We start from the raw sequence: 20,136 nt of genomic DNA on the forward strand, positions 1-20,136 counted from the left end.
AAGCTAGAGGACTTAGCAATACTAATTCCTACAACCATCATTACGCGAACTTGAACCACAAAAAGCTTTTCATTCAAGGCATTACCACTTCTGGCAAACCATTTCGGCCCAGCGATTGGGCAGAGCGTTTGTGCGGGGTAATGGCTACTTTTCGCCCTCCCGGAGATTCCGGGGACCCTCGCTTCACTTATTCGCCCTATGTCAGACCAGTGCTAATTGCAAAAGTGAAATGCGTTGTTATCGATACTCGGCTGAGAGACCTAGATCCACGAGCGCTAGACTTTGTCATGAACTTTGCCAAAGACAATGACCTACCAATCGAAGAGGCATGTGAGTTCAACCCAACAGCCTCGGCCCAGCCTTAAAAACAAAAACCCGCTCTGTTGAGGAGCGGGCCTAGGTCGAAACTACTTCGACCAGCCTAAAACTAAAACTGTATTACGCTGCCATAGCCTTGATAGCTGCAGACAAACGTGACTTCTGACGAGCTGCAGTATTTTTGTGAGCAATCTTTTTGTCAGCAATCTTGTCGATTGTTGCTTGAGTTGCAGAGAAAACTTTCGCTGCAGCGGCTTTGTCACCAGTTTCGATAGCTTTACGAACTGCCTTAATGGAAGTACGGAGCTTTGAACGCAAACTGGAATTGTGTTCGTTTTGTTTTACTGCTTGGCGTGCACGCTTGCGCGCTTGTGCTGTATTGGCCATCTTTAAACCTTGCCTCTATAAATTGCAAAATGCGATTAGTTAAAAATCTTGCGGACTTGCTAGATTCATAAGCAAGCTCGCCAAAACCCAAGATTTTACATTAAAGGGGCAAAAAAGCCCAGCCGACTGATAAATAGGTGAAAATCGGCTCATGAATCTGCTTTCTGCCGCCGCTAAGGTCAGCTCCCTGACCATGCTGTCCCGTATTACGGGCTTGCTTCGGGAGACCCTGATTGCCCGTAGTTTCGGGGCTTCAGAGTGGACCGATGCCTTTAATGTGGCTTTTAGGCTACCCAATTTGCTACGCCGACTGTTTGCCGAAGGGGCTTTTTCTCAGGCTTTTGTACCTATTTTGGGAGAAATCTCCAGTAAAGGGCATCAAAAACAGGCCCAAATCCTCGTTAATGCGGTCTCCACCCTCTTATTTTGGGCTTTGCTGCTCACAGTATTGGTGGGCGTAATTGGCGCCCCAGCCCTCATTTTGATCGTTGCTACGGGCTTTAAGGGTGGTCCTGCCTATGAGGCTAGCGTAGTGATGACCCGCATCATGTTCCCTTATATCGGCCTGATTTCCCTGGTTTCGCTGTCAGCCGGCATTTTGAATACATTCCAGCGCTTTGCTATTCCCGCCTTTACCCCGGTTTTACTCAACCTAGCCTTAATTGGAAGCGCCATATTTTTATCGCCCCATCTTGAGCAGCCCATTTACGCCCTAAGCATTGGCGTTTTGATTGGTGGCGTTTTGCAACTTGCCATTCAAATTCCCGCCCTCTCTCGCATTGGCCTATTACCGCGCATTGGTTTGTTGCCAGGCGCCATCAAAACGGCTATCAATAATCCAGATGCAAGACGAGTATTGCGCCTGATGGGGCCGGCAGTCTTTGCGGTGTCTGTGGCACAAATATCCCTCATCATCAATACCAATATTGCTTCACGCCTTCAAGCAGGAAGTGTTTCCTGGCTATCTTATGCAGATCGCTTAATGGAGTTTCCAACTGCACTACTTGGAGTAGCGCTAGGTACCGTGCTTCTGCCAAGCTTAAGCAAAGCCAATGCCAAAAATGATTTAGTACATGCTGGAGAATTACTCCTCTGGGGATTGCAACTGACATTTTTGCTAGCCGCACCATGTGCGCTTGCGCTCTTTATATTTGGGGAGCCACTGGCAGCCGTCCTATACCACTACGGTAAATTCAATGCACTTGATGTCGTGATGACGCAAAGAGCTTTAGCCGCCTATGGAGTTGGGCTGATTGGCTTGATTCTGGTAAAAATTTTAGCTCCCGGCTTTTATTCTCGCCAAGATATTCGCACCCCAGTCAAAATTGGATTACTCGTTTTAGTGGCCACCCAATTAGCCAACCTCGTCTTCGTGCCTTGGCTTGGGCATGCTGGTCTTGCTTTATCGGTTGGCACGGGCGCTTGTCTGAATGCAGCCCTCTTATGGGTTGGCCTACATAGACGCGGTGCCCTACCAAGCTCTGCCTGGGCCAAGTACCTAGGCCAATTATTCCTGGCCCTCATTCCCTTTGCCGCAGTACTTTTTTATGCTGCTGGCGCATATCATTGGATCGAGCTTCAAGCCGAGCCATGGCTTCGCATTGGCTTACTTGCCACATGGCTAGCTGTTGCGGCCATCGTTTACTTTGCATCCCTCGCTTTAGTTGGAATTCGCTGGCAAAAATTCTTACGTCATGCAAAATAGACTTTATGCCAACACAACAACTCGACTATTTCACTTCCCTAGTTGCTGAAGACGAACACCTCCCTCTAACGGAGGCTGCAATCGCCATCGCACAACACGCTTATCCCGATCTAGATGTTCAACATGTACTGGATCAGCTTGATCAATTGGGTAATAAATTAAAGTCACGCGTGACTCCAGATACATCCCCAGTTCAGCGCTTACAAATTCTGAAGCATTTCTTTTATAACGAGTTAGGATTTGGTCCGAATCCAAATGATTTTTATGCGCCCGAGAATTCGTACTTGCATTACGTACTCGAGAATCGCAGGGGCATTCCAATTTCATTGGCAATGCTAATGATGGAATTAGGCAATCAAATTGGTTTGAAAATTCGGGGGGTTTCATTTCCCAATCACTTCATGATGCGCATCTCTTTACAACAAGGTGAAGTGATCATGGATCCCCTTACTGGAGAATCACTCTCTAAACATCAATTGCAAGAGATGCTTGACCCCTACTTGGATGCCAAAGGGTATCGAGGTGAGCTGAGCCTGCCGCTGAATATATTCTTACGCGCCTCCAGCTCGAGAGAGATTTTGTCGCGCTTCCTGAGAAACCTGAAAATGATTTACTCTGAGCATGAGCGCTGGGAGCGTTTATTGGGCATTCAAGAGCGTCTTGTAATCCTTCTGCCTGACTCCGCTGAGGAGATTAGAGACCGCGGGTTGATCTTTGCACAACTGGAATATTTACGTCCTGCATTAGCAGATATGCATCGCTACCTGAGTGAAATGCCAGAGGCTGAAGATGCCAGCGATATTCGTGAGCATATCGCCACTCTCGAGAGTCAAACAAAGCTGCACTAAAGCCAAGAAATTTTGGCTTTAGTTGTTTTGCTTGCTTTAGTCTTGCTTGCGCTGAAAAATTTTATACAGGGCTGCTAGTACAACTGGAATAGCCGCTGCACCAACCCCCACTAGCACAATCACATTCAGGTTCTGGCGAATAATAGGAATATTGCCAAAGAAATATCCAGCAATCACCAACCCAAATACCCACAGAGCAGCGCCCGTGATATTGAAAAGCTGAAAGCGTGAGAAGTTCATCTCGGATACACCGGCGATAAAAGGCGCAAAGGTCCGAATAATTGGTAGGAAGCGCGCAAGGATGATGGTTTTTCCGCCATGCTTTTCATAAAAGGCATGCGTCTTCAGTAGAGCACCTTGATCAATCCAGCGCGATTTACTGCTAAATACGCGTTTGCCAATCCAGCGACCAATGAAATAGTTCAAGGTATTCCCTGCGACTGCAGCAACTAACAAACCAATGCATAAGGTCCAGATATTGAAATGTTCTGTGGCGCAATATGCACCAGCGATAAACAAAAGTGAATCACCTGGCAAGAATGGGGCCACCACCAAGCCCGTCTCTGCAAAAACAATGGTAAATAACAATCCATAAGCCCAGGGGCCATATTGCTGAATCACCACATCTAGATGTTTATCAATATGAAGCAATAAATCACTGATTTGCAAAAGGGTATCCATCGACTCGCTCTCTAACTTGTGGGTTGTTGCGGATATTAACAGGCTCTTATAATTGGGTATGTCAACTGAACCCTACATTCAGCCAATGCATGCTCTCTATGAAGCCCCCATTCTTTGTATTGTTGGGCCCACGGGCGCAGGCAAAACCCATCTCGCCATGTCATTGGCTGAGTATGCAAAATCCATTGGTCAAACGATTGAGCTCATCAGCATGGATTCTGCCCTTGTCTACCGCGGTTTGGATATAGGTAGCGCAAAACCCACCAAAGCCGAACAAACTGCAGTCATACATCACCTGATTGACATCATCGATCCCACCGAAGTGTATTCAGCGGCGCGTTTTGCTAAAGATGCGAAAGATCTTTGCGCACAAATTCGTGCTCGAGGAAATATTCCGGTTGTTGTAGGCGGAACCATGCTGTATTGGCGCGCGTGGGCGCATGGACTCTCCTCGCTGCCTCCAGCAAATCCAGAAATTCGAGCTCGCTTGGATGAAGAGGGTAAGACTATCGGTTGGCCAGCAATGCACGATCAGCTTGCTAAAGTGGATCCCGAAACTGCAGCGCGTTTAAAGCCGAATGATTCTCAACGAGTGCAACGCGCTTTAGAGGTTTTTGAAATCACTGGTAAACCCATGTCAGCATTACTTGCTGACTCGCCCAGTGAAGATGGCAGGGAAGGCTGTGCCATTCCACCATGGATTAATTTAGTTTCACTAGAGCCAAGTGATCGCAAACGATTGCATCTCAATTTAGAGAAACGCTTTGATGAAATGCTTGCGGCGGGATTTATGAATGAAGTCAAAGCACTGCGTGCCAATACTGGATTACATGCAGATCTTCCAGCCATTCGCTCGGTAGGCTATCGCCAAGCCTGGGAATTTCTTAATGGGGAAATTGATGCTGAAGAAATGCGCTACAAAGCATTAGCGGCAACTAGACAACTTAGCAAACGACAACTCACATGGCTGCGGGCAATTGAGGGAAGAAAAACATTTGACCCCTTCAACCCCGAAGAGTTGAAGGCGGCATTAGATTACTGCAAGAAAAATTTGAGTAACTAGGTTGGTAACTTAAATAACAATCGTTTGTGGCGCATCTTTTGGACGCTCAACCACTTCGCCAACTGTCCAAGCTTTGAGGCCCTGAGCAGTTAAAGACTTGATCGCAGCATCCACTTGATCAGGAGATACAATCACCACCATTCCGATACCGCAGTTAAATACGCGCACCATTTCTGCATCAGCAACACCGCCCTTCATTTGCAACCAACGGAAGAGCTCCGGCATTTCCCAACTATCACGATGAAGCACTGCTTGAGTATTTTCTGGAAGCACGCGGGGTACGTTATCTACCAAACCACCACCAGTAATATGTGCCATTCCTTTTACATTGATTTCAGAAATCAATTTCAGAAGCGGCTTTACATAAATTTCTGTTGGCGCCATCACAACATCACCTAGTGAGCGACCACCTAAATCATCGCTTGGCTTTGCACCGGCACGTTCAATAATCTTACGCACCAATGAGTAACCATTGGAATGCGCGCCACTAGAACCAATTGCCAATACCGCATCGCCTGGAACAATGGTTGCACCTGTAATGATTTTGGATTTTTCAACGGCGCCGACTGCAAAACCAGCCAAGTCATATTCTCCTGGTGGGTACATACCGGGCATTTCAGCTGTCTCGCCACCAATCAATGCGCAGCCAGATAATTCACAACCCTTGGCAATACCGCCAACAACGGTTGCCGCAGTGTCCACAGTCAACTTGCCACAAGCAAAATAATCCAAGAAGAAAAGAGGCTCAGCACCCTGAACCAAAATGTCATTCACACTCATGGCTACCAGGTCTTGGCCAATGGTTTCATGGCGATTCCACTCGAATGCCAACCTAAGCTTAGTGCCTACGCCATCCGTACCAGCAACCAAAACTGGCTCTTTATAGCGCTTAGGCACCTCAAAAAGGGCTCCAAAGCCGCCAATTCCAGCCAGAACACCCTCACGCATGGTTTTCTTGGCGAGCGGCTTAATGCGGTCAACCAAGTCGTCCCCAGCGTCAATATCAACGCCAGCATCACGGTAGGAAAGGCCTTTTGAGGAGGAATTAGAAGGTGAAGTCATGTCGGGGCCGGAATATTAGTAAAAAATGCTACTAGATCAGTAGAATCATTGAATTCTAGAGGATTACTCGTCATGGCTGAAATTTTTACCCCTTTTCTGACTGCATTCATCCTTGCCTACATCCTAAGGCCTGCTTTCCTATGGATGGAAGGAAGGCGGATACCCGCTGCTGTGGCAGCAGCACTCTCTGTAGTTTTGGGCCTAGCAATCGTAATTGCCATTCTGAGCTTATTTATTGGCCTACTCAAAAACGAGATTCCCTTGATTAAAGCCCAGCTTCCAGATTGGATAGCAAATACACAGGCCTGGCTCGAGCCAAAGTTGGCCGAGTTTCATATTAATGTTGACTGGGGCACTTTAAAAACTGCAGCTTCACAAAAAATATCTGAGCATATTAGTGATAATGCAGATTCTTTAATGACAACGACCTTTAATACGGTACTTATGTCAGGTAGTTCGGTAATCACTGGATTTGTAAATTCAGTGCTCATTATTTTTGTGATGTTCTATCTACTCATTGATTGGACTCACTTCTTCACTCTTGTTAAAACGCTAGTACCTTTGCGAGCTCAAGATACGATTACGCACTTGGCAATGCACACTGATGGTTTGCTCTCGCAATATTTGCGCGGCATGATTATTGTGATTTCTATCATGTCTGTTTTTTATAGTATTGCTTTGAGCGTGATTGGTATCAAAGGGGCAGTTGCTTTAGGTGTATTCACCGCCTTGATGATTGTCATACCGTATGTTGGGATTACCCTTGGCTTTAGTCTAGCAATCATCTCTGCAATCTTACAATTTGGTATTGGACCTCAGCTTATTGGGGTGCTAATCATATTCGGCATCGGCCAACTTCTAGAAGGCTTTTTCTTAACACCACGTCTAGTTGGAGAGCGTATTGGCTTGCACCCTGTTGCCGTTCTATTTGCCTTGCTACTTTTTGGCAACTTGTTTGGTTTTTTTGGAGTGCTACTTGCACTTCCAATTAGCGCAGTAAGTTTAGTATTAGTTCAGTATTTTTGGTCTGTCTATACACAAAGCTCTTGGTATCAAAAATAAAATTGGTAGCAATGAATACACCTTCGCTTCCAAAACAATTTGCGCTTGATATCAGTCATTCACCGAAAGCTAGTTTAGAAAACTATCTTCCTGGAAAAGATCTTGCCTTAATTTCTGCTCTACAAGATATTCAAAAATCGTGGAACACGCTTGGTAACCATGCTTCTGAGAATCCGCTGAATCAACGCTGGATTTACTGGTGGGGACCTGAAGGGTCTGGAAGAACGCACTTACTTGATGCCATTGGGAATGCAGCAGAACATGCCAGCTTAGAGCGCATTGCCCTTACCCCATTCGAGCCTGCATCTTGGGTTCGACTCGAAGAAAAGATGGGGGCAATCTCTGAAAGCACTACCCCTTCAGTAATCACTGTAGATGATGTTGATCGATTAGATGATCGCCTCGTTGGGTCACTTTTTCGCATTCTCAATGGAGTGCAGGCAGGCAAAGCGGTATACATTTTCATGGCTGGTGAGGCTGCGCCGGCTAATTTAAAGCTTCGAGAGGACCTGAGAACCCGTCTGGGCTGGGGTTTGATCTTTCAGACGCAGCTTTTGGATGATGATGAGAAAATACAGGCATTAGAGGAAGCGGCCAAAGCACGAGGGCTTATTCTATCTCCTGATGTACTTCCTTGGTTATTAAGTCGGTTTTACCGGGATATGCCTAGCTTAATGGCTTTAATTGATGCGTTAGATGCTTACTCACTAGAAACAAAACGTGCTGTAACCTTGCCTCTTGTACGCGAGCTTTTGCAGCCTAAATAATTTATTCAATACTTCATTCGTGACCCAGTTAGCCCTTTTCGATTTAGACCACACTCTTTTGCCCTGCGATAGCGATTACGAGTGGGGCCAATTTTTGGCTCGCATTGGGGTTGTAGATAGTGAATACTACGCACGACAAAACGAACGCTTTTATCAAGACTACAAAGATGGCAAGCTCGATATTCATGAATTTCTGCGATTTGCTTTAAAGCCTCTTTCAGAGCACTCACGCGCACAACTCAAAGAATGGCACGACGCCTTTATGAAAGAAGTGATTAACGGCCAACTCCGACAACAAGCAATGGATCTTGTAAAGCGTCACCAGGATGCTGGTGATCTTTGCTGCGTAATTACCGCAACTAACAGTTTTGTCACCCGACCCATTGTTGAGAGCTTTGGGATTGAATATCTGATTGCTACCGAACCTGCTACGGCAGACAACCAACCCTTGGCCAACTTCACCGGCGAAGTTAAGGGCATTCCAAATTTTCGTGAAGGCAAAATTCAAAATCTACACGATTGGCTGGCATCTCAAAAACTATCCTTAGATACATTGCCTTACAGTTATTTTTATTCTGACTCGATGAATGATCTCCCCTTGCTTGAACAGGTAAGTCATCCTGTTGCCACCAATCCAGATGCTCGCCTGCGCAATGAAGCGAAGCAGCGTAACTGGCCTATTCTTGAATTGTTTGCATGATTACAAAATTTATTAAACGTATTTTGCGCCGCGACCCAATGGTCAAGCACACACAGGCGAACAATACTGGCGCCCCAAAACGCATTCCTAAAAAAGCACATCGTATTGACCCTCACCTACTTTCTAAGAACGCAGTGAAGGTAACGCACACATTGCAACAAGCAGGCTATGAGGCATTTATTGTTGGTGGCGCTGTCAGAGATCTTGCCCTTGGAATTGGTCCGAAAGATTTTGACGTTGCAACCAATGCAACGCCTGATCAAGTGCAAAGACTCTTTCGTAAAGCGCGCCTGATTGGTCGCCGCTTTCAGATTGTGCATGTGACTTTTTTTGGTAAGGGGCACCCAGAAATCATTGAGGTATCAACCTTCAGGGCCTTATTAGACAATGCTGGAGATCACGTAGCTGAGAGTGGTCGAATCCTGCGCGATAACGTCTGGGGCTCGCAAGGTGAAGATGCAGCAAGGCGTGATTTCACAATCAATGCGATGTATTACGACCCTTCTTCCGAAACCGTTCTTGACTATCACGGCGGAATGGCAGACATGCAAAAGAAAACTTTGCGCATGATTGGTGATCCAGCAAAGCGCTATCGTGAAGATCCTGTTCGTATGCTCAGAGCAGTTCGGTTTGCAGCTAAGACAGGTTTTGAATTAGACAGCGCTACACGTGCCCCGATTGCCAAGTTAGGAAAACTATTAAATGATGTTCCCTCAGCCAGACTCTTTGACGAAATTCTAAAACTCTTGATGTCAGGCTACTCTTGGGCAGCCATCCAGGGACTCAAAGATGCTGGACTTCATCATGGCTTACTTCCACTACTAGATCACATTCTAGATAAAGGTGAAGACTCCAAAGGGGCAAATGATTTTGTAAAACTGGCATTAGCCAATACTGATGATCGCATCCAATCTGGCAAAAGTGTCTCTGCAGGATTTTTATTTGCCACCCTACTTTGGCCTGATTTATTGAAGAATTGGAAAGCCAATTCCGCAAAGGGAATGGCCAATATTCCCGCCTTGCACGATGCGATGGATGGCACGATTGCAACTCAAAGTAGCGGCATGACTATTCAACGTCGCTTTGAAAGCGATATGCGTGAGATTTGGTCTATGCAGCCCCGCTTTGAGAGGCGGGTAGGTCGCTACCCTTACCGCCTCATTGAATCCCCTCGTTTTAGAGCGGGTTATGACTTTATGCTCCTACGCTGCGCTACGGGAGAATTAAACCCTGCGATCGGTCAATGGTGGACAGACTTTATTGCAGCCGAACCCACAGGCCAAGATGAGCTCATGGCTAGCGTCAAAAATGAGTTAGGTAACAGCCAAAGTCCCGCCAAAAGACGGCGCCGTAGAAAGCCAAAATCAGCCGTGCCTCCAGAAAGTGCAGCGAGCTGAGCAAACTTAGAGAAATTTCTGTAAAGTAGTTTGATCTTTAGTTTGGAAACTTATGGCTCGGGCATATATCGGATTTGGCGGCAACATCGGCGACACACGTCAGCTTATTACTGATGCCATTGTCTGTCTGGCATTACGCTCTGAACTGCAAATCCTAGCAAAAAGCTGCTTTTATCAAAGCGCGCCGGTTGAAGCTCCAGGTGGTGATTACATTAATGCTGTCATTGAAGTTGAAACCGAATTAAGTCCATACGGCCTGCTCCATGTTTGCCAAACGATTGAACAAGAGTTTGGTCGTGAACGCCCATATGCAAATGCGCCTCGAACCCTCGACCTCGACATCCTCTCTTTTGAAGGGGTTACTCAGAATGAAACTGAGTTGATGCTGCCCCACCCTAAAATCATCGAGCGCTCATTCGTGCTCCTACCCCTGCTGGAAATTGCGCCAGATATTTTTCTACCCAACTGGGGCGAACTCAAAGCCTACTTACCGAATGTAGCTCATCAAAGAATTGAAAAACTCCCCTGTAGGAACTGCAATTGCGGGGAAAAAGACGTTTATAGCCAAACGGCTCATTAATTCATTAAACTCACGCCATGGGTTACTTACAAGGCGACAAGCCAATCACCATTACTAAGCTCCTCACAATGCATGCTGAGGGTGAAAAGATTTCCATGCTCACCGCATACGATTCAACCATGTCAGCACTTCTAAATCGCTGCGGAGTTGAAACGATCTTGATTGGTGACTCACTGGGCAATGTCATTCAAGGACACTCCAACACTACGCCAGTGACTATTGAACAAATGGCGTATCACACCGAGTGTGTTGCGCGCGCTAATACTCAGGCCTTTCTCATCGCTGATCTGCCATTTGCGAGCTACGGAGATCCTGCACAAGCTTTAGAGTCAGCCGCCCAATTGATGCGCACTGGCGCTGACATGGTCAAACTTGAAGGTGGCGGTGATTGGCAAGTTGACGTAATTCGTCACCTCGTAGAGCGTAGTGTTCCAGTCTGTGCGCACCTAGGTTTGTTGCCACAATCAGTGCATATTCTGGGCGGCTATAAAGTACAAGGCAAATCAAAAGATGCGGCTACCATCATGCTTGAACAAGCGCTTGCTTGTCAGGAAGCTGGGGCACAAATGTTGGTGCTGGAGGCAATTCCATCATCATTAGGCGAAAAGATTACCGCTGAACTTCACATTCCAACGATTGGGATTGGTGCTGGACCAAATTGCTCTGGTCAGGTATTGGTTCTACAAGATATGCTGGGCATCAGTCCAGGGAAGCCGCCAAAGTTTGTCAAAAACTTTATGGAAGGCCACCACTCCGTTGAGGCTGCTATTAAGGCTTACGTACGCGAAGTGAAGTCCGGGAAGTTCCCCGGACCCGAATACGGCTTTGCTGGCTAATTAACTAAAAAAGCTCTTCACACCATCAAACCAACCCTTTTGTTGAGGACTGTGTTTATCGCCGCCAGACTTTAGGCTGTCATCAAACTCTTGGAGCAATTTCTTTTGCTCGTCCGTGAGCTTAATTGGTGTTTCCACAAGAACATGAACAAAAAGATCACCAACCAAGGTAGAGCGTAAGCCTTTAATGCCTTTATTCCGCAAGCGGAATGTCTTGCCAGTCTGCGTACCCTCTGGAATTGGAAACTCAACGCGCCCTGAGAGTGTTGGCACTTCGATTTCACCGCCGATCGTTGCAGTCGCAAAGGAGATCGGCATTTGTACATGCAAATCACTACCATCGCGCTCAAATACTTTATGGGGTTTTACGCGCACCTCTACATAGAGATCGCCAGATGGTCCGCCATTAATGCCCGGTTCGCCGTTACCCACTGAACGCACACGCATGCCATCATCAATACCTGCTGGTATTTTGATTTCAAGCGTTTTTTGTTCTTTGTGTTTTCCGCTACCGTGACAAGTTTTGCATGGCTTGGGAATGTACTCGCCTGTGCCACGACACTTGGGGCAAGTTTGCTGCATAGAGAAGAAACCTTGCTGCACACGCACCTGACCATGCCCACCGCAGGTTGTACATGTTTCCGCTTTTGATCCTGGCTCTGCGCCTGTGCCATGACAGGGTTTGCAATTACTCCAGCTAGGAACACGTATTTGTGTCGTATAGCCTTCGGCCGCCTGCTCCAGCGTGATATCCATGTTGTAGCGCAGGTCAGCGCCTTTGTAAACCTGAGGACCAGATTGACGACCTCCACCTTGACCAAAGATGTCGCCAAAAATATCACCGAAGGCATCCGAGAAGCCGCCGCTGCCAAACCCACCCCCACCAAACCCGCCGCCCATAGATGGGTCAACTCCAGCATGACCATACTGATCATAAGCAGCGCGCTTATTAGGGTCGGTTAGAGTTTCATAAGCTTCTTTAACTTCTTTAAATTGGGCTTCGGCCGTTTTGCTATCGGGATTGCGATCTGGATGATGTTTCATCGCCATCTTGCGATAAGCTTTTTTCAACTCATCATCACTGGCACCTTTTGCTACACCAAGCACTTCATAAAAATCGCGTTTACTTTTAGGCACGGCCTATTCCTCTCAACAACCTGAATGACACAAGTCGGCACGAGGCCGACTTGTTATTTAAGTACATCAAAACTACGTTAATGAATGTCTGATTTCAGAATTACTTCTTGTCATCAACCTCTTTAAAGTCAGCGTCAACCACGTCCGCATCAGGAGCAGCACCAGGGGCTGCGCCACCAGGAGCCGCACCAGCAGCAGCGCCACCAGCTTTAGCCTGCTCAGCAGCCATGACTTTTTCGCCCAGCTTCTGACTTGCTTTACCCAAGGCTTCAGTTTTTGCTTCAATCGCTTCTTTGTCGCTGCCTTTAATAGCCTCATCCAAGTCCTTCAGGGCCGCTTCAATTGCTTCTTTTTCAGAAGCCTCTAAGCTGGCGCCATGCTCCTCTAAGGCTTTCTTAGTTGAGTGGGCTAAGGCATCGGCAGTATTACGTGCAGTTACTAACTCAAGCGCTTTCTTATCTTCGGCAGCATTGGCTTCAGCATCCTTAACCATGCGTTGAATTTCTTCTTCAGTAAGGCCAGAGTTTGCTTTGATGGTGATCTTGTTCTCTTTGCCAGTGGTTTTATCTTTTGCTGTTACATGCAAAATACCATTGGCATCGATGTCAAAAGTCACTTCAATTTGTGGCATACCGCGTTGCGCTGGAGCAATACCTTCGAGGTTAAATTCGCCGAGCAACTTGTTGGCAGCAGCCATCTCGCGCTCACCTTGGAAGCACTTAATAGTTACAGCAGGCTGGTTGTCTTCCGCAGTGGAGTAAACCTGTGAATGCTTAGTAGGGATCGTGGTGTTCTTAGGAATCATCTTGGTCATGACGCCACCAAGAGTTTCGATACCCAATGACAATGGGGTAACGTCCAAGAGCAATACGTCTTTACGATCGCCAGACAACACAGAACCCTGAATTGCAGCGCCAACAGCAACTGCTTCATCTGGGTTTACGTCTTTGCGTGGCTCTTTGCCAAAGATTTCTTTTACTTTATCTTGAACCGCAGGCATACGAGTTTGACCGCCGACCAAAATCACGTCATCGATATCAGCTACATTCACACCAGCGTCTTTGATTGCAGTTAAGCAAGGACCAGCAGTGCGCTTGATCAACTCTTCTACCAAGGACTCTAATTTGGCACGGGTTAACTTCAAGTTCAAATGCTTAGGACCGCTAGCGTCAGCCGTCACATACGGCAAGTTGATTTCTGTTTGTTGTGCAGATGACAATTCAATCTTAGCTTTTTCTGCAGCGTCCTTCAAACGTTGCAATGCTAAAACATCCTTACTCAAATCAACGCCTTGCTCTTTCTTGAACTCAGCAATGATCCAGTCAATGATGCGTTGGTCAAAGTCTTCACCACCTAAGAATGTGTCGCCGTTAGTAGAGAGCACTTCAAACTGCTTCTCACCATCAACGTTAGCAATCTCAATGATGGATACGTCGAATGTACCGCCACCCAAGTCATACACAGCAATCTTGCGGTCAACCTTATCTTGTTTGTCCAGACCAAATGCTAATGCAGCAGCAGTTGGCTCATTAATGATGCGCTTAACATCCAAGCCAGCAATACGTCCAGCGTCTTTAGTTGCTTGACGTTGGCTGTCATTGAAGTAAGCCGGAACAGTAATTACTGCCTCTGTCACTTCTTCACCGAGATAGTCTTCAGCAGTTTTCTTCATCTTGCGCAAGATTTCGGCGGACACTTGTTGTGGCGCCATTTTCTTGTCGCGCGCTTGAACCCAAGCATCGCCGTTATCAGCAGCAATAATTGAATAAGGCATCAAGCTGATGTCTTTTTGTACTTCAGGATCTGTAAATTTACGACCCATCAAACGCTTTACTGCGTAGATGGTGTTTTTAGGATTGGTGACTGACTGACGCTTTGCAGGCGCACCAACCAATACTTCGCCATCTTCAACGTAAGCGATGATGGATGGAGTTGTGCGACCGCCTTCGGCGTTTTCGACAACTTTAGGTGCATTGTTTTCAACGACTGAAACGCATGAATTCGTGGTTCCTAAGTCGATTCCGATAATCTTTCCCATAATTGCTCCAAAAAATTAAGTTGTTTTGTTGTACTAATGAATATTTCGATACCCAATAAATGGGGTCTAAAAAGGGTATTTCAAGAGGGGAGGAGCAAAAAAGGCAGAAATCTGCCTTTTTTATGCCCTCTTTCGGGTTTTAGAGCTTATTTCGGAGCACTAACCGTCACCAAGGCAGGTCTCAGAATTCGATCGGCTACGGTATAACCTCGTTGGAGGACCGAAACCACGGTATTTGATTCCTGCTCGGAGGGTACTGAAGCAATGGCTTGATGGTGGTGCGGGTCAAACTTATCGCCAAGCGCAGGGTTAATTTCAGTCATACGGCCTTTTTCAAAGGCGGACAGTAGCTGCTTAAGAGTGATTTCCAAGCCTTCCTTGAACGCTTTGGCATCACCAGCATCAGTACTCAATGCTGCATACAAACTGTCGGTGACCGGTACTAAATGCTCAGCAAAGCTTTCAATTGCAAACTTATGGGCTTTAGCAATATCTTCCACTGCACGACGGCGAATATTTTCCCCCTCCGCTTTCGCACGCAAGAAATTGTCTTGTAACTCGCTAACCTTTTGATTGAGCTCAGCAATCTCTTGCTCGGGGGTTTTTACAGCAGGCGTTTCTGCTGCAGATTCTGCAACTGGATCTACCGCAGGATTTTCTTGCTCTGGAGATGAATTTTGGTTTTCTTGTGTCATGAGGGATATTTTACTTTTCTATAAGGATCACTATTACTGTGCAATATGGGGTCAATCATTTCAATTTCAAGACTGCATTCTTTCGGCTAGCTCAGCCCTTTCATTACGCTTGGCTAATTCCGCCTCAGACTCCACTCCTAAAGACCAGCCTTGCAGATGATGATACGCAATTTGGCTAAGAGCCTCAATCCACTTGGGGTTGCTGTTTAAGCAAGGGATATAGCGATAGTCTTTGCCGCCATGTTCCAAGAAAATTTCGCGGGCTTCCATCGCAATCTCTTCAAGTGTTTCCAGACAATCTGCCGGAAACCCTGGGCAAAAAATATCAATGCGCTGGCAACCCTCTTTGGCTAATCTTTCAATCGTTGGCGCGGTGTAAGGCTTTAACCACTCAGCCTTACCAAAGCGTGATTGGAAGGTAACAACATATTGGCCAGGCTCTAAACCTAAAGATTCGCCGAGCAAACGACCCGATTTTAAGCACTCGCAGTGATAGGGGTCACCCTTCATTAAATTGCGTTTTGGTAAGCCATGGAAAGACATTACAAAGCGATCGCCTTTTGCAAAATCAGGGCGCCCGTCTTTATCCCAGCTTGATAACACCTGATCGCGTAACGCACCAATGTAGGCAGGATTATCGTGATAGTGCTTCACTAAACGTAACTCAGGTTGGTCACGCCAGGTTCCTAAAATACGAAAGACTTCATCAAAGCTAGATGCCGTTGTCGTGGCCGAATATTGGGGGTACAAAGGTAGTAACAATAGTCGCTCCATGCCTTGTGCCTTCAGGCTCTCGAGGGCAGATTGCGTTGATGGCTCGCCATAACGCATTGCTAAATCAACTAAAACGGTATGACCTTCATTCGCAAATCTCTCGCCCAACTCTTTCGCCTGCAGGCGTGAGTAATGCATCAACGGCGAACCTAATTTTGGTAACCAAATCGAAGCATATTTTTTTGCAGAAGCACTACTACGAATTGGCAAAATAATACCGTTCAAAATGCACCACCAAATAATGCGTGGAATTTCTACTACACGCGGATCAGAAAGAAATTCTTTTAAATAGGCGCGCACTGCTTTAGGCGTCGGAGCAGATGGCGTCCCCAAGTTCAAAAGTAAAACTGCAGTTTTAGTTGCGCGTAAATGCGGGGTCTGATTCAAGATATTTTGTCTCTAGTAGTAAGTTATGAATATAAAAGTATTTAGCTTAGGAGCTTAATGCGCCCGATAGTAATTTTGAGGTGATGTCTACGATAGGGATGACTCGATCGTATGCCATGCGCGTTGGCCCAATGACCCCTAGAGTACCTACTATCTGACCATCTACGCTATATGGAGCACTGATCACGGCGAGATCTTCATAAGGCAATAAGTCGCTCTCGCCCCCAATAAAGATTTGAATACCATCTGCATGACTCGATACATCCAGTAATTGCATGAGTACGGATTTCTGCTCCAACATATCGAACATCTTGCGCAACTTATCTAAGTTAGAACTTAAATCTCCAACATTAAGTAAACGACGTTCGCCAGAGAGCACCATATCGCCACGACCCATATCGTAATCAGTCACACCGGCGTGCAGAGCCAAGGTCATCAACCCAGAAATATCTGCACGCAAATTATCTAAATCGGATTTCAAATGCATGCGTACTTGATCAAAACTTTTGCCAGCAAACTGAGCATTAATAAAGTTACCAGCTTCAATCAGTTGGCTCGGTGTGTAATCCTGAGTTGTAGGCAATATGCGATTTTGTACATCACCCTCTGGGGTAACCATGATGAGCAAAATCTTGCCCTCACCCAAACGTAAAAACTCGATATGTTTAAAAACCTGGGCTCGCTTAGGCGTCATGACAACACCCGCAAAATGGGTCAAGTTTGACAAGATCTGCGCAGCAGAGTTGAGAACCCTTTGTGGAGAATCTGGCAAAAGGCCTTTTTCAACCTCTCGAGCAGCCATCGCCTCCAGGGGACGGACAGTCACCATGGTGTCTACAAATAAGCGATAACCCCGTGGGGTCGGTATACGGCCAGCAGAGGTATGAGGACTGGTAACTAGGCCCATATCCTCCAAATCAGCCATAACATTACGGATAGTGGCCGCAGAAAGGTCTAAACCCGAGAATCTAGAGAGCGTGCGCGAGCCAATAGGTTGACCCTCCTCGATGTAGCGCTCGATCAGGGTTTTTAGTAGTGCGCGGGAACGTTCATCCATGGTGGAAGGGATTTTATGCCTATGGTTTAATCGTTATATGTTAAGCCCATCCCCAAATTCCACCAAGAAGGCATTTAGCCGGGTTGCACTTGTCGGCAAATACCAGGCCGAAGGCATTGAGGAACACCTCAAAGATCTGGCAAAACTCCTAAAGGACCTGGGTTGCGAGGTATTTCTGGAGGCAGCCACCGCCAAGCACGTTGGCTTAAAAGACTTTCTAACCGAAACGGCCGAGAATTTTGCTGGAGCAATTGATTTGGTAGTGGTTTTAGGGGGCGATGGAACGATGCTAGGGATCGGTCGTCAACTTGCAGGCAGCAATGTGCCACTGGTCGGCATCAATATGGGTCGTTTGGGTTATATGACAGATATTCCCATTCAGTCCGTTCAAGCGACCCTCCCCAAAATTATTGCCGGCGAATATGAAGCCGATACGCGTACTTTGCTCGATGCAGTAGTTCTTCGCAGTGGCAAAGAAATTAATCGCGGATTAGCCCTTAATGACGTTGTCGTAAACCGCTCTGGAATTTCTGGAATGGTGGAGTTAGCAGTACATGTCAACGGTTCATTTATGTATAACCAACGATCTGATGGTTTGATCGTATCCACTCCTACCGGCTCAACAGCTTATGCGCTTTCAGCTGGTGGACCCATTTTGCATCCGCGCGTTGCTGGCATCTTACTGGCGCCAATTGCGCCACACTCCCTCTCCAATCGCCCAATAGTATTGCCTGAAGACTGCGTAACCATTATTGAAGTGGTGGATGGCCGAGAAGTCATAGTCAATTTTGATATGCAATCTCAAACCGACCTCCAAACAGGTGACAAGGTTGAAGTACGTCAATCTCAAAAAACAATCACCCTCCTGCATCCTCGCAGTCACAGCGACTACAAAACCTTACGCGAGAAACTGCACTGGAATGAGTATCCATCGACATTCTGATGTCACGTTTTTTGCTACGCTAATACATGCTTCAGACTATCTCACTTCGTGACTTTGTCATTGTTGACCAGCTAGAGCTTGATTTCTCAAGCGGCTTTACTGTGCTTACTGGAGAAACCGGGGCTGGTAAATCGATTTTGCTTGATGCTCTTGGCCTAGTGCTAGGCGAGCGTGCCGATAGCAGCCAAATACGTGAAGGCAGTAACCGCGCAGAAATTTCTGCACTCTTTCGTATAGAGCCTGAGTTAGTGCTATCTTTTAGTCAGTGGCTTGATGCCCAGGGGTTCCCATTAGAGGATGATGACCAAAGCCTGTTACTCAAAAGAACAGTGGAAAGCAGCGGACGAAGTCGTGCCTTTATTAATGGCAGTGTTGCAACTTTGGCGCAATTGCGCGAAGCGGGTGATCAATTAGTAGATATTCATGGGCAGCATGCGCATCAACTTTTGTTAAAGGGTGGTGCTCAACGTGAGCTTTTAGATCGTCATGCTGGGTTACTACCACTCGCAGTTGAAGTGGCGCAGAACTTTAAAACCCTTACTGATTCTCGTCGTCGCCTAGAGCGAGCAGAAAATGCCGGTCAAGATGTTGAACGTGAGCGTGAGCGTCTTGCATGGCAACTAGAAGAACTGACTGAGCTTTCTCCACAAGAGGGTGAATGGACCAGCATACAAAGTGAGCATGCACGCTTAGCCAATGGTGCAAAGCTGATTGGTGGCTGCCAAGAAGCAATTGAAGTGTTAAGTGATGCCGATAACTCGCTTGAATCTTCATTATCGAAGGTATGCGCTAATGTAGGTGCGTTAGCAGAGCATGATCCAGCGCTAGTAGACATTAATGAAGCCTTAGAGTCGGCTAGCATTCAGCTTGATGAAGCTATTCATGGGCTTAATCGTTACCTTCAAAAAATTGATTTAGATCCTACCCGGCTTGCCCAAATTGAAGAACGCATGCAAGCATTGCACAGTACGGCCCGAAAATACCGCTCTGAAGTAGACGAATTGCCAGCGTTATTACAAACTACTACTGAACGACTGGATGCTTTAACTGCATCGCAAAATATTGAAGCATTACGAGAGCAAGTAAAGCAAGAAGAGGCGGTCTATTTAAAGCTTGCAAAACAACTTTCACAAAAACGTCAAAAAGCTGCAACTGATCTCGGTAAATTAGTAAGCGATGCAATGCAAGATTTATCTATGGCTGGTGGTCGCCTAGAGATTGCCCTCACCCCCCTTAATGATGGTGGATCGCATGGTCTAGAGCAAATTGAATTCCTCGTTGCAGGTCATGCCGGCAGTACCCCACGCTCGCTCGCAAAAGTAGCTTCTGGTGGTGAGTTAGCACGTATTAGCCTAGCAATCAGTGTAATCACTAGTAAAGCATCATTTACACCGACACTAATATTTGATGAAGTTGATGCAGGTATTGGTGGCGCAGTGGCGGAAACAGTTGGCAAGCTCTTGCATCAACTAGGTCAATCCCACCAAATTCTGTGCGTAACTCATTTACCGCAGGTTGCCGCACAAGGTAACCATCACCTCAAAGTCAGCAAATCCCAATCCGGTGAGAAGACAGTATCGCAAGTTCAGATCCTAGGCAGGGGTGAGCGTGTTGAGGAAGTAGCGCGTATGCTTGGTGGCGCTACTATTACCGACACTACGCGCCGTCATGCCCGTGAGCTGCTAGAACAAAACTAGTA

General features: G+C 46.6%; 20 protein-coding genes. 12 read left to right on the forward strand and 8 right to left on the reverse strand.

Going from position 1 to position 20,136, the window contains the following annotated elements; translation table 11 throughout:
• Positions 1 to 50: 50 nt before the first annotated feature.
• The gene (locus tag ICN48_RS08460) at positions 51 to 365 is read left to right on the forward strand and encodes a DUF3579 domain-containing protein (protein WP_216153261.1); all 315 of its coding nucleotides are present in this window, start codon (positions 51 to 53) and stop codon (positions 363 to 365) included.
• 73 nt (positions 366 to 438) lie between these two features.
• Here the strand turns inward: ICN48_RS08460 and rpsT are convergent, their stop codons facing one another.
• The gene (gene rpsT / locus ICN48_RS08465; protein WP_215391548.1) at positions 439 to 705 is read right to left on the reverse strand and encodes a 30S ribosomal protein S20; all 267 of its coding nucleotides are present in this window, start codon (positions 703 to 705) and stop codon (positions 439 to 441) included.
• A gap of 151 nt (positions 706 to 856) precedes the next feature.
• On the opposite strand from rpsT, the gene murJ reads away from it, so the two are divergent.
• A complete protein-coding gene (murJ, locus tag ICN48_RS08470; RefSeq protein ID WP_216153262.1) occupies positions 857 to 2,410 on the forward strand; it encodes a murein biosynthesis integral membrane protein MurJ in 1,554 nt (517 codons plus the stop codon).
• Between the two features lie 5 nt (positions 2,411 to 2,415).
• Positions 2,416 to 3,258 (forward strand): SirB1 family protein, encoded by an 843-nt coding sequence (locus ICN48_RS08475; protein WP_216153263.1) that lies wholly within the window; start codon positions 2,416 to 2,418, stop codon positions 3,256 to 3,258.
• Positions 3,259 to 3,294: 36 nt separating this feature from the next.
• Here the strand turns inward: ICN48_RS08475 and ICN48_RS08480 are convergent, their stop codons facing one another.
• Positions 3,295 to 3,939 carry a VTT domain-containing protein gene (locus ICN48_RS08480; RefSeq protein WP_216153264.1) on the reverse strand — a complete coding sequence of 215 codons (645 nt, stop codon included), beginning with the start codon at positions 3,937 to 3,939 and terminating at the stop codon, positions 3,295 to 3,297.
• 58 nt (positions 3,940 to 3,997) lie between these two features.
• Here ICN48_RS08480 and miaA point away from each other — a divergent pair, with 58 nt between their 5' ends.
• Positions 3,998 to 5,002: a tRNA (adenosine(37)-N6)-dimethylallyltransferase MiaA gene (gene miaA, locus ICN48_RS08485; RefSeq protein WP_216153265.1), complete on the forward strand. Its 1,005-nt coding sequence runs from the start codon at positions 3,998 to 4,000 to the stop codon at positions 5,000 to 5,002.
• A gap of 9 nt (positions 5,003 to 5,011) precedes the next feature.
• Here miaA and purM read toward each other — a convergent pair whose 3' ends face one another.
• The gene (gene purM, locus ICN48_RS08490) at positions 5,012 to 6,064 is read right to left on the reverse strand and encodes a phosphoribosylformylglycinamidine cyclo-ligase (protein ID WP_216153266.1); all 1,053 of its coding nucleotides are present in this window, start codon (positions 6,062 to 6,064) and stop codon (positions 5,012 to 5,014) included.
• A gap of 72 nt (positions 6,065 to 6,136) precedes the next feature.
• Between purM and ICN48_RS08495 the strand changes: the two genes are divergently transcribed.
• From ICN48_RS08495 to panB, 6 genes are read left to right on the forward strand one after another with little or no spacing between them, the layout of a single operon-like run.
• Positions 6,137 to 7,126 (forward strand): AI-2E family transporter, encoded by a 990-nt coding sequence (locus tag ICN48_RS08495; RefSeq protein WP_216153267.1) that lies wholly within the window; start codon positions 6,137 to 6,139, stop codon positions 7,124 to 7,126.
• Between the two features lie 11 nt (positions 7,127 to 7,137).
• Positions 7,138 to 7,893: a DnaA regulatory inactivator Hda gene (gene hda, locus ICN48_RS08500; RefSeq protein ID WP_216153268.1), complete on the forward strand. Its 756-nt coding sequence runs from the start codon at positions 7,138 to 7,140 to the stop codon at positions 7,891 to 7,893.
• A 19-nt stretch (positions 7,894 to 7,912) separates the two neighbouring features.
• Positions 7,913 to 8,593 (forward strand): HAD-IB family hydrolase, encoded by a 681-nt coding sequence (locus ICN48_RS08505; RefSeq protein ID WP_216153269.1) that lies wholly within the window; start codon positions 7,913 to 7,915, stop codon positions 8,591 to 8,593.
• Positions 8,590 to 9,990: a polynucleotide adenylyltransferase PcnB gene (pcnB, locus tag ICN48_RS08510; RefSeq protein ID WP_216153270.1), complete on the forward strand. Its 1,401-nt coding sequence runs from the start codon at positions 8,590 to 8,592 to the stop codon at positions 9,988 to 9,990. The genes ICN48_RS08505 and pcnB overlap by 4 nt, the downstream gene beginning before the upstream one ends.
• A gap of 52 nt (positions 9,991 to 10,042) precedes the next feature.
• Positions 10,043 to 10,570, forward strand: coding sequence for a 2-amino-4-hydroxy-6-hydroxymethyldihydropteridine diphosphokinase (gene folK / locus ICN48_RS08515; protein ID WP_216153271.1), 528 nt, complete (start codon positions 10,043 to 10,045; stop codon positions 10,568 to 10,570).
• Between the two features lie 17 nt (positions 10,571 to 10,587).
• Complete coding sequence (panB, locus tag ICN48_RS08520; RefSeq protein ID WP_216153272.1) at positions 10,588 to 11,406, forward strand: 3-methyl-2-oxobutanoate hydroxymethyltransferase; 819 nt, start codon at positions 10,588 to 10,590, stop codon at positions 11,404 to 11,406.
• Here the strand turns inward: panB and dnaJ are convergent, their stop codons facing one another.
• From dnaJ to hrcA, 5 genes are all read right to left on the reverse strand, one after another.
• Positions 11,407 to 12,543 (reverse strand): molecular chaperone DnaJ, encoded by a 1,137-nt coding sequence (gene dnaJ / locus ICN48_RS08525; protein ID WP_216153273.1) that lies wholly within the window; start codon positions 12,541 to 12,543, stop codon positions 11,407 to 11,409. It abuts the gene before it with no gap.
• 100 nt (positions 12,544 to 12,643) lie between these two features.
• Positions 12,644 to 14,581 carry a molecular chaperone DnaK gene (dnaK, locus tag ICN48_RS08530; RefSeq protein WP_216153274.1) on the reverse strand — a complete coding sequence of 646 codons (1,938 nt, stop codon included), beginning with the start codon at positions 14,579 to 14,581 and terminating at the stop codon, positions 12,644 to 12,646.
• 146 nt (positions 14,582 to 14,727) lie between these two features.
• Complete coding sequence (gene grpE / locus ICN48_RS08535; protein ID WP_216153275.1) at positions 14,728 to 15,276, reverse strand: nucleotide exchange factor GrpE; 549 nt, start codon at positions 15,274 to 15,276, stop codon at positions 14,728 to 14,730.
• 66 nt (positions 15,277 to 15,342) lie between these two features.
• On the reverse strand, positions 15,343 to 16,437 hold the full coding sequence (gene hemH, locus ICN48_RS08540; protein WP_216153276.1) for a ferrochelatase: 1,095 nt from the start codon (positions 16,435 to 16,437) through the stop codon (positions 15,343 to 15,345).
• A 46-nt stretch (positions 16,438 to 16,483) separates the two neighbouring features.
• Positions 16,484 to 17,494 carry a heat-inducible transcriptional repressor HrcA gene (gene hrcA / locus ICN48_RS08545; protein ID WP_216153277.1) on the reverse strand — a complete coding sequence of 337 codons (1,011 nt, stop codon included), beginning with the start codon at positions 17,492 to 17,494 and terminating at the stop codon, positions 16,484 to 16,486.
• 37 nt (positions 17,495 to 17,531) lie between these two features.
• Here hrcA and ICN48_RS08550 point away from each other — a divergent pair, with 37 nt between their 5' ends.
• Positions 17,532 to 18,437, forward strand: coding sequence for an NAD kinase (locus tag ICN48_RS08550; protein ID WP_216153278.1), 906 nt, complete (start codon positions 17,532 to 17,534; stop codon positions 18,435 to 18,437).
• 26 nt (positions 18,438 to 18,463) lie between these two features.
• Entirely contained in the window at positions 18,464 to 20,134 is a 1,671-nt protein-coding gene (gene recN, locus ICN48_RS08555; RefSeq protein ID WP_216153279.1) for a DNA repair protein RecN, read from the forward strand.
• The last annotated feature ends 2 nt before the right edge of the window (positions 20,135 to 20,136 follow it).

Origin of the sequence: Polynucleobacter sp. JS-Safj-400b-B2 (assembly GCF_018881975.1) — a bacterium.
Lineage (GTDB): Bacteria > Pseudomonadota > Gammaproteobacteria > Burkholderiales > Burkholderiaceae > Polynucleobacter.

Bases quoted from the DNA above. Each gene is read 5' to 3' on its own strand.
- panB (WP_216153272.1), top strand. From the start codon at position 10,588: ATGGGTTACTTACAAGGCGACAAGCCAATCACCATTACTAAGCTCCTC.
- dnaK (WP_216153274.1), bottom strand. From the start codon at position 14,581: ATGGGAAAGATTATCGGAATCGACTTAGGAACCACGAATTCATGCGTT.
- rpsT (WP_215391548.1), bottom strand. From the start codon at position 705: ATGGCCAATACAGCACAAGCGCGCAAGCGTGCACGCCAAGCAGTAAAA.
- purM (WP_216153266.1), bottom strand. From the start codon at position 6,064: ATGACTTCACCTTCTAATTCCTCCTCAAAAGGCCTTTCCTACCGTGAT.
- pcnB (WP_216153270.1), top strand. From the start codon at position 8,590: ATGATTACAAAATTTATTAAACGTATTTTGCGCCGCGACCCAATGGTC.
- ICN48_RS08480 (WP_216153264.1), bottom strand. From the start codon at position 3,939: ATGGATACCCTTTTGCAAATCAGTGATTTATTGCTTCATATTGATAAA.
- miaA (WP_216153265.1), top strand. From the start codon at position 3,998: ATGTCAACTGAACCCTACATTCAGCCAATGCATGCTCTCTATGAAGCC.
- hrcA (WP_216153277.1), bottom strand. From the start codon at position 17,494: ATGGATGAACGTTCCCGCGCACTACTAAAAACCCTGATCGAGCGCTAC.
- recN (WP_216153279.1), top strand. From the start codon at position 18,464: ATGCTTCAGACTATCTCACTTCGTGACTTTGTCATTGTTGACCAGCTA.
- hda (WP_216153268.1), top strand. From the start codon at position 7,138: ATGAATACACCTTCGCTTCCAAAACAATTTGCGCTTGATATCAGTCAT.
- ICN48_RS08495 (WP_216153267.1), top strand. From the start codon at position 6,137: ATGGCTGAAATTTTTACCCCTTTTCTGACTGCATTCATCCTTGCCTAC.
- ICN48_RS08475 (WP_216153263.1), top strand. From the start codon at position 2,416: ATGCCAACACAACAACTCGACTATTTCACTTCCCTAGTTGCTGAAGAC.
- grpE (WP_216153275.1), bottom strand. From the start codon at position 15,276: ATGACACAAGAAAACCAAAATTCATCTCCAGAGCAAGAAAATCCTGCG.
- ICN48_RS08550 (WP_216153278.1), top strand. From the start codon at position 17,532: ATGTTAAGCCCATCCCCAAATTCCACCAAGAAGGCATTTAGCCGGGTT.
- murJ (WP_216153262.1), top strand. From the start codon at position 857: ATGAATCTGCTTTCTGCCGCCGCTAAGGTCAGCTCCCTGACCATGCTG.
- folK (WP_216153271.1), top strand. From the start codon at position 10,043: ATGGCTCGGGCATATATCGGATTTGGCGGCAACATCGGCGACACACGT.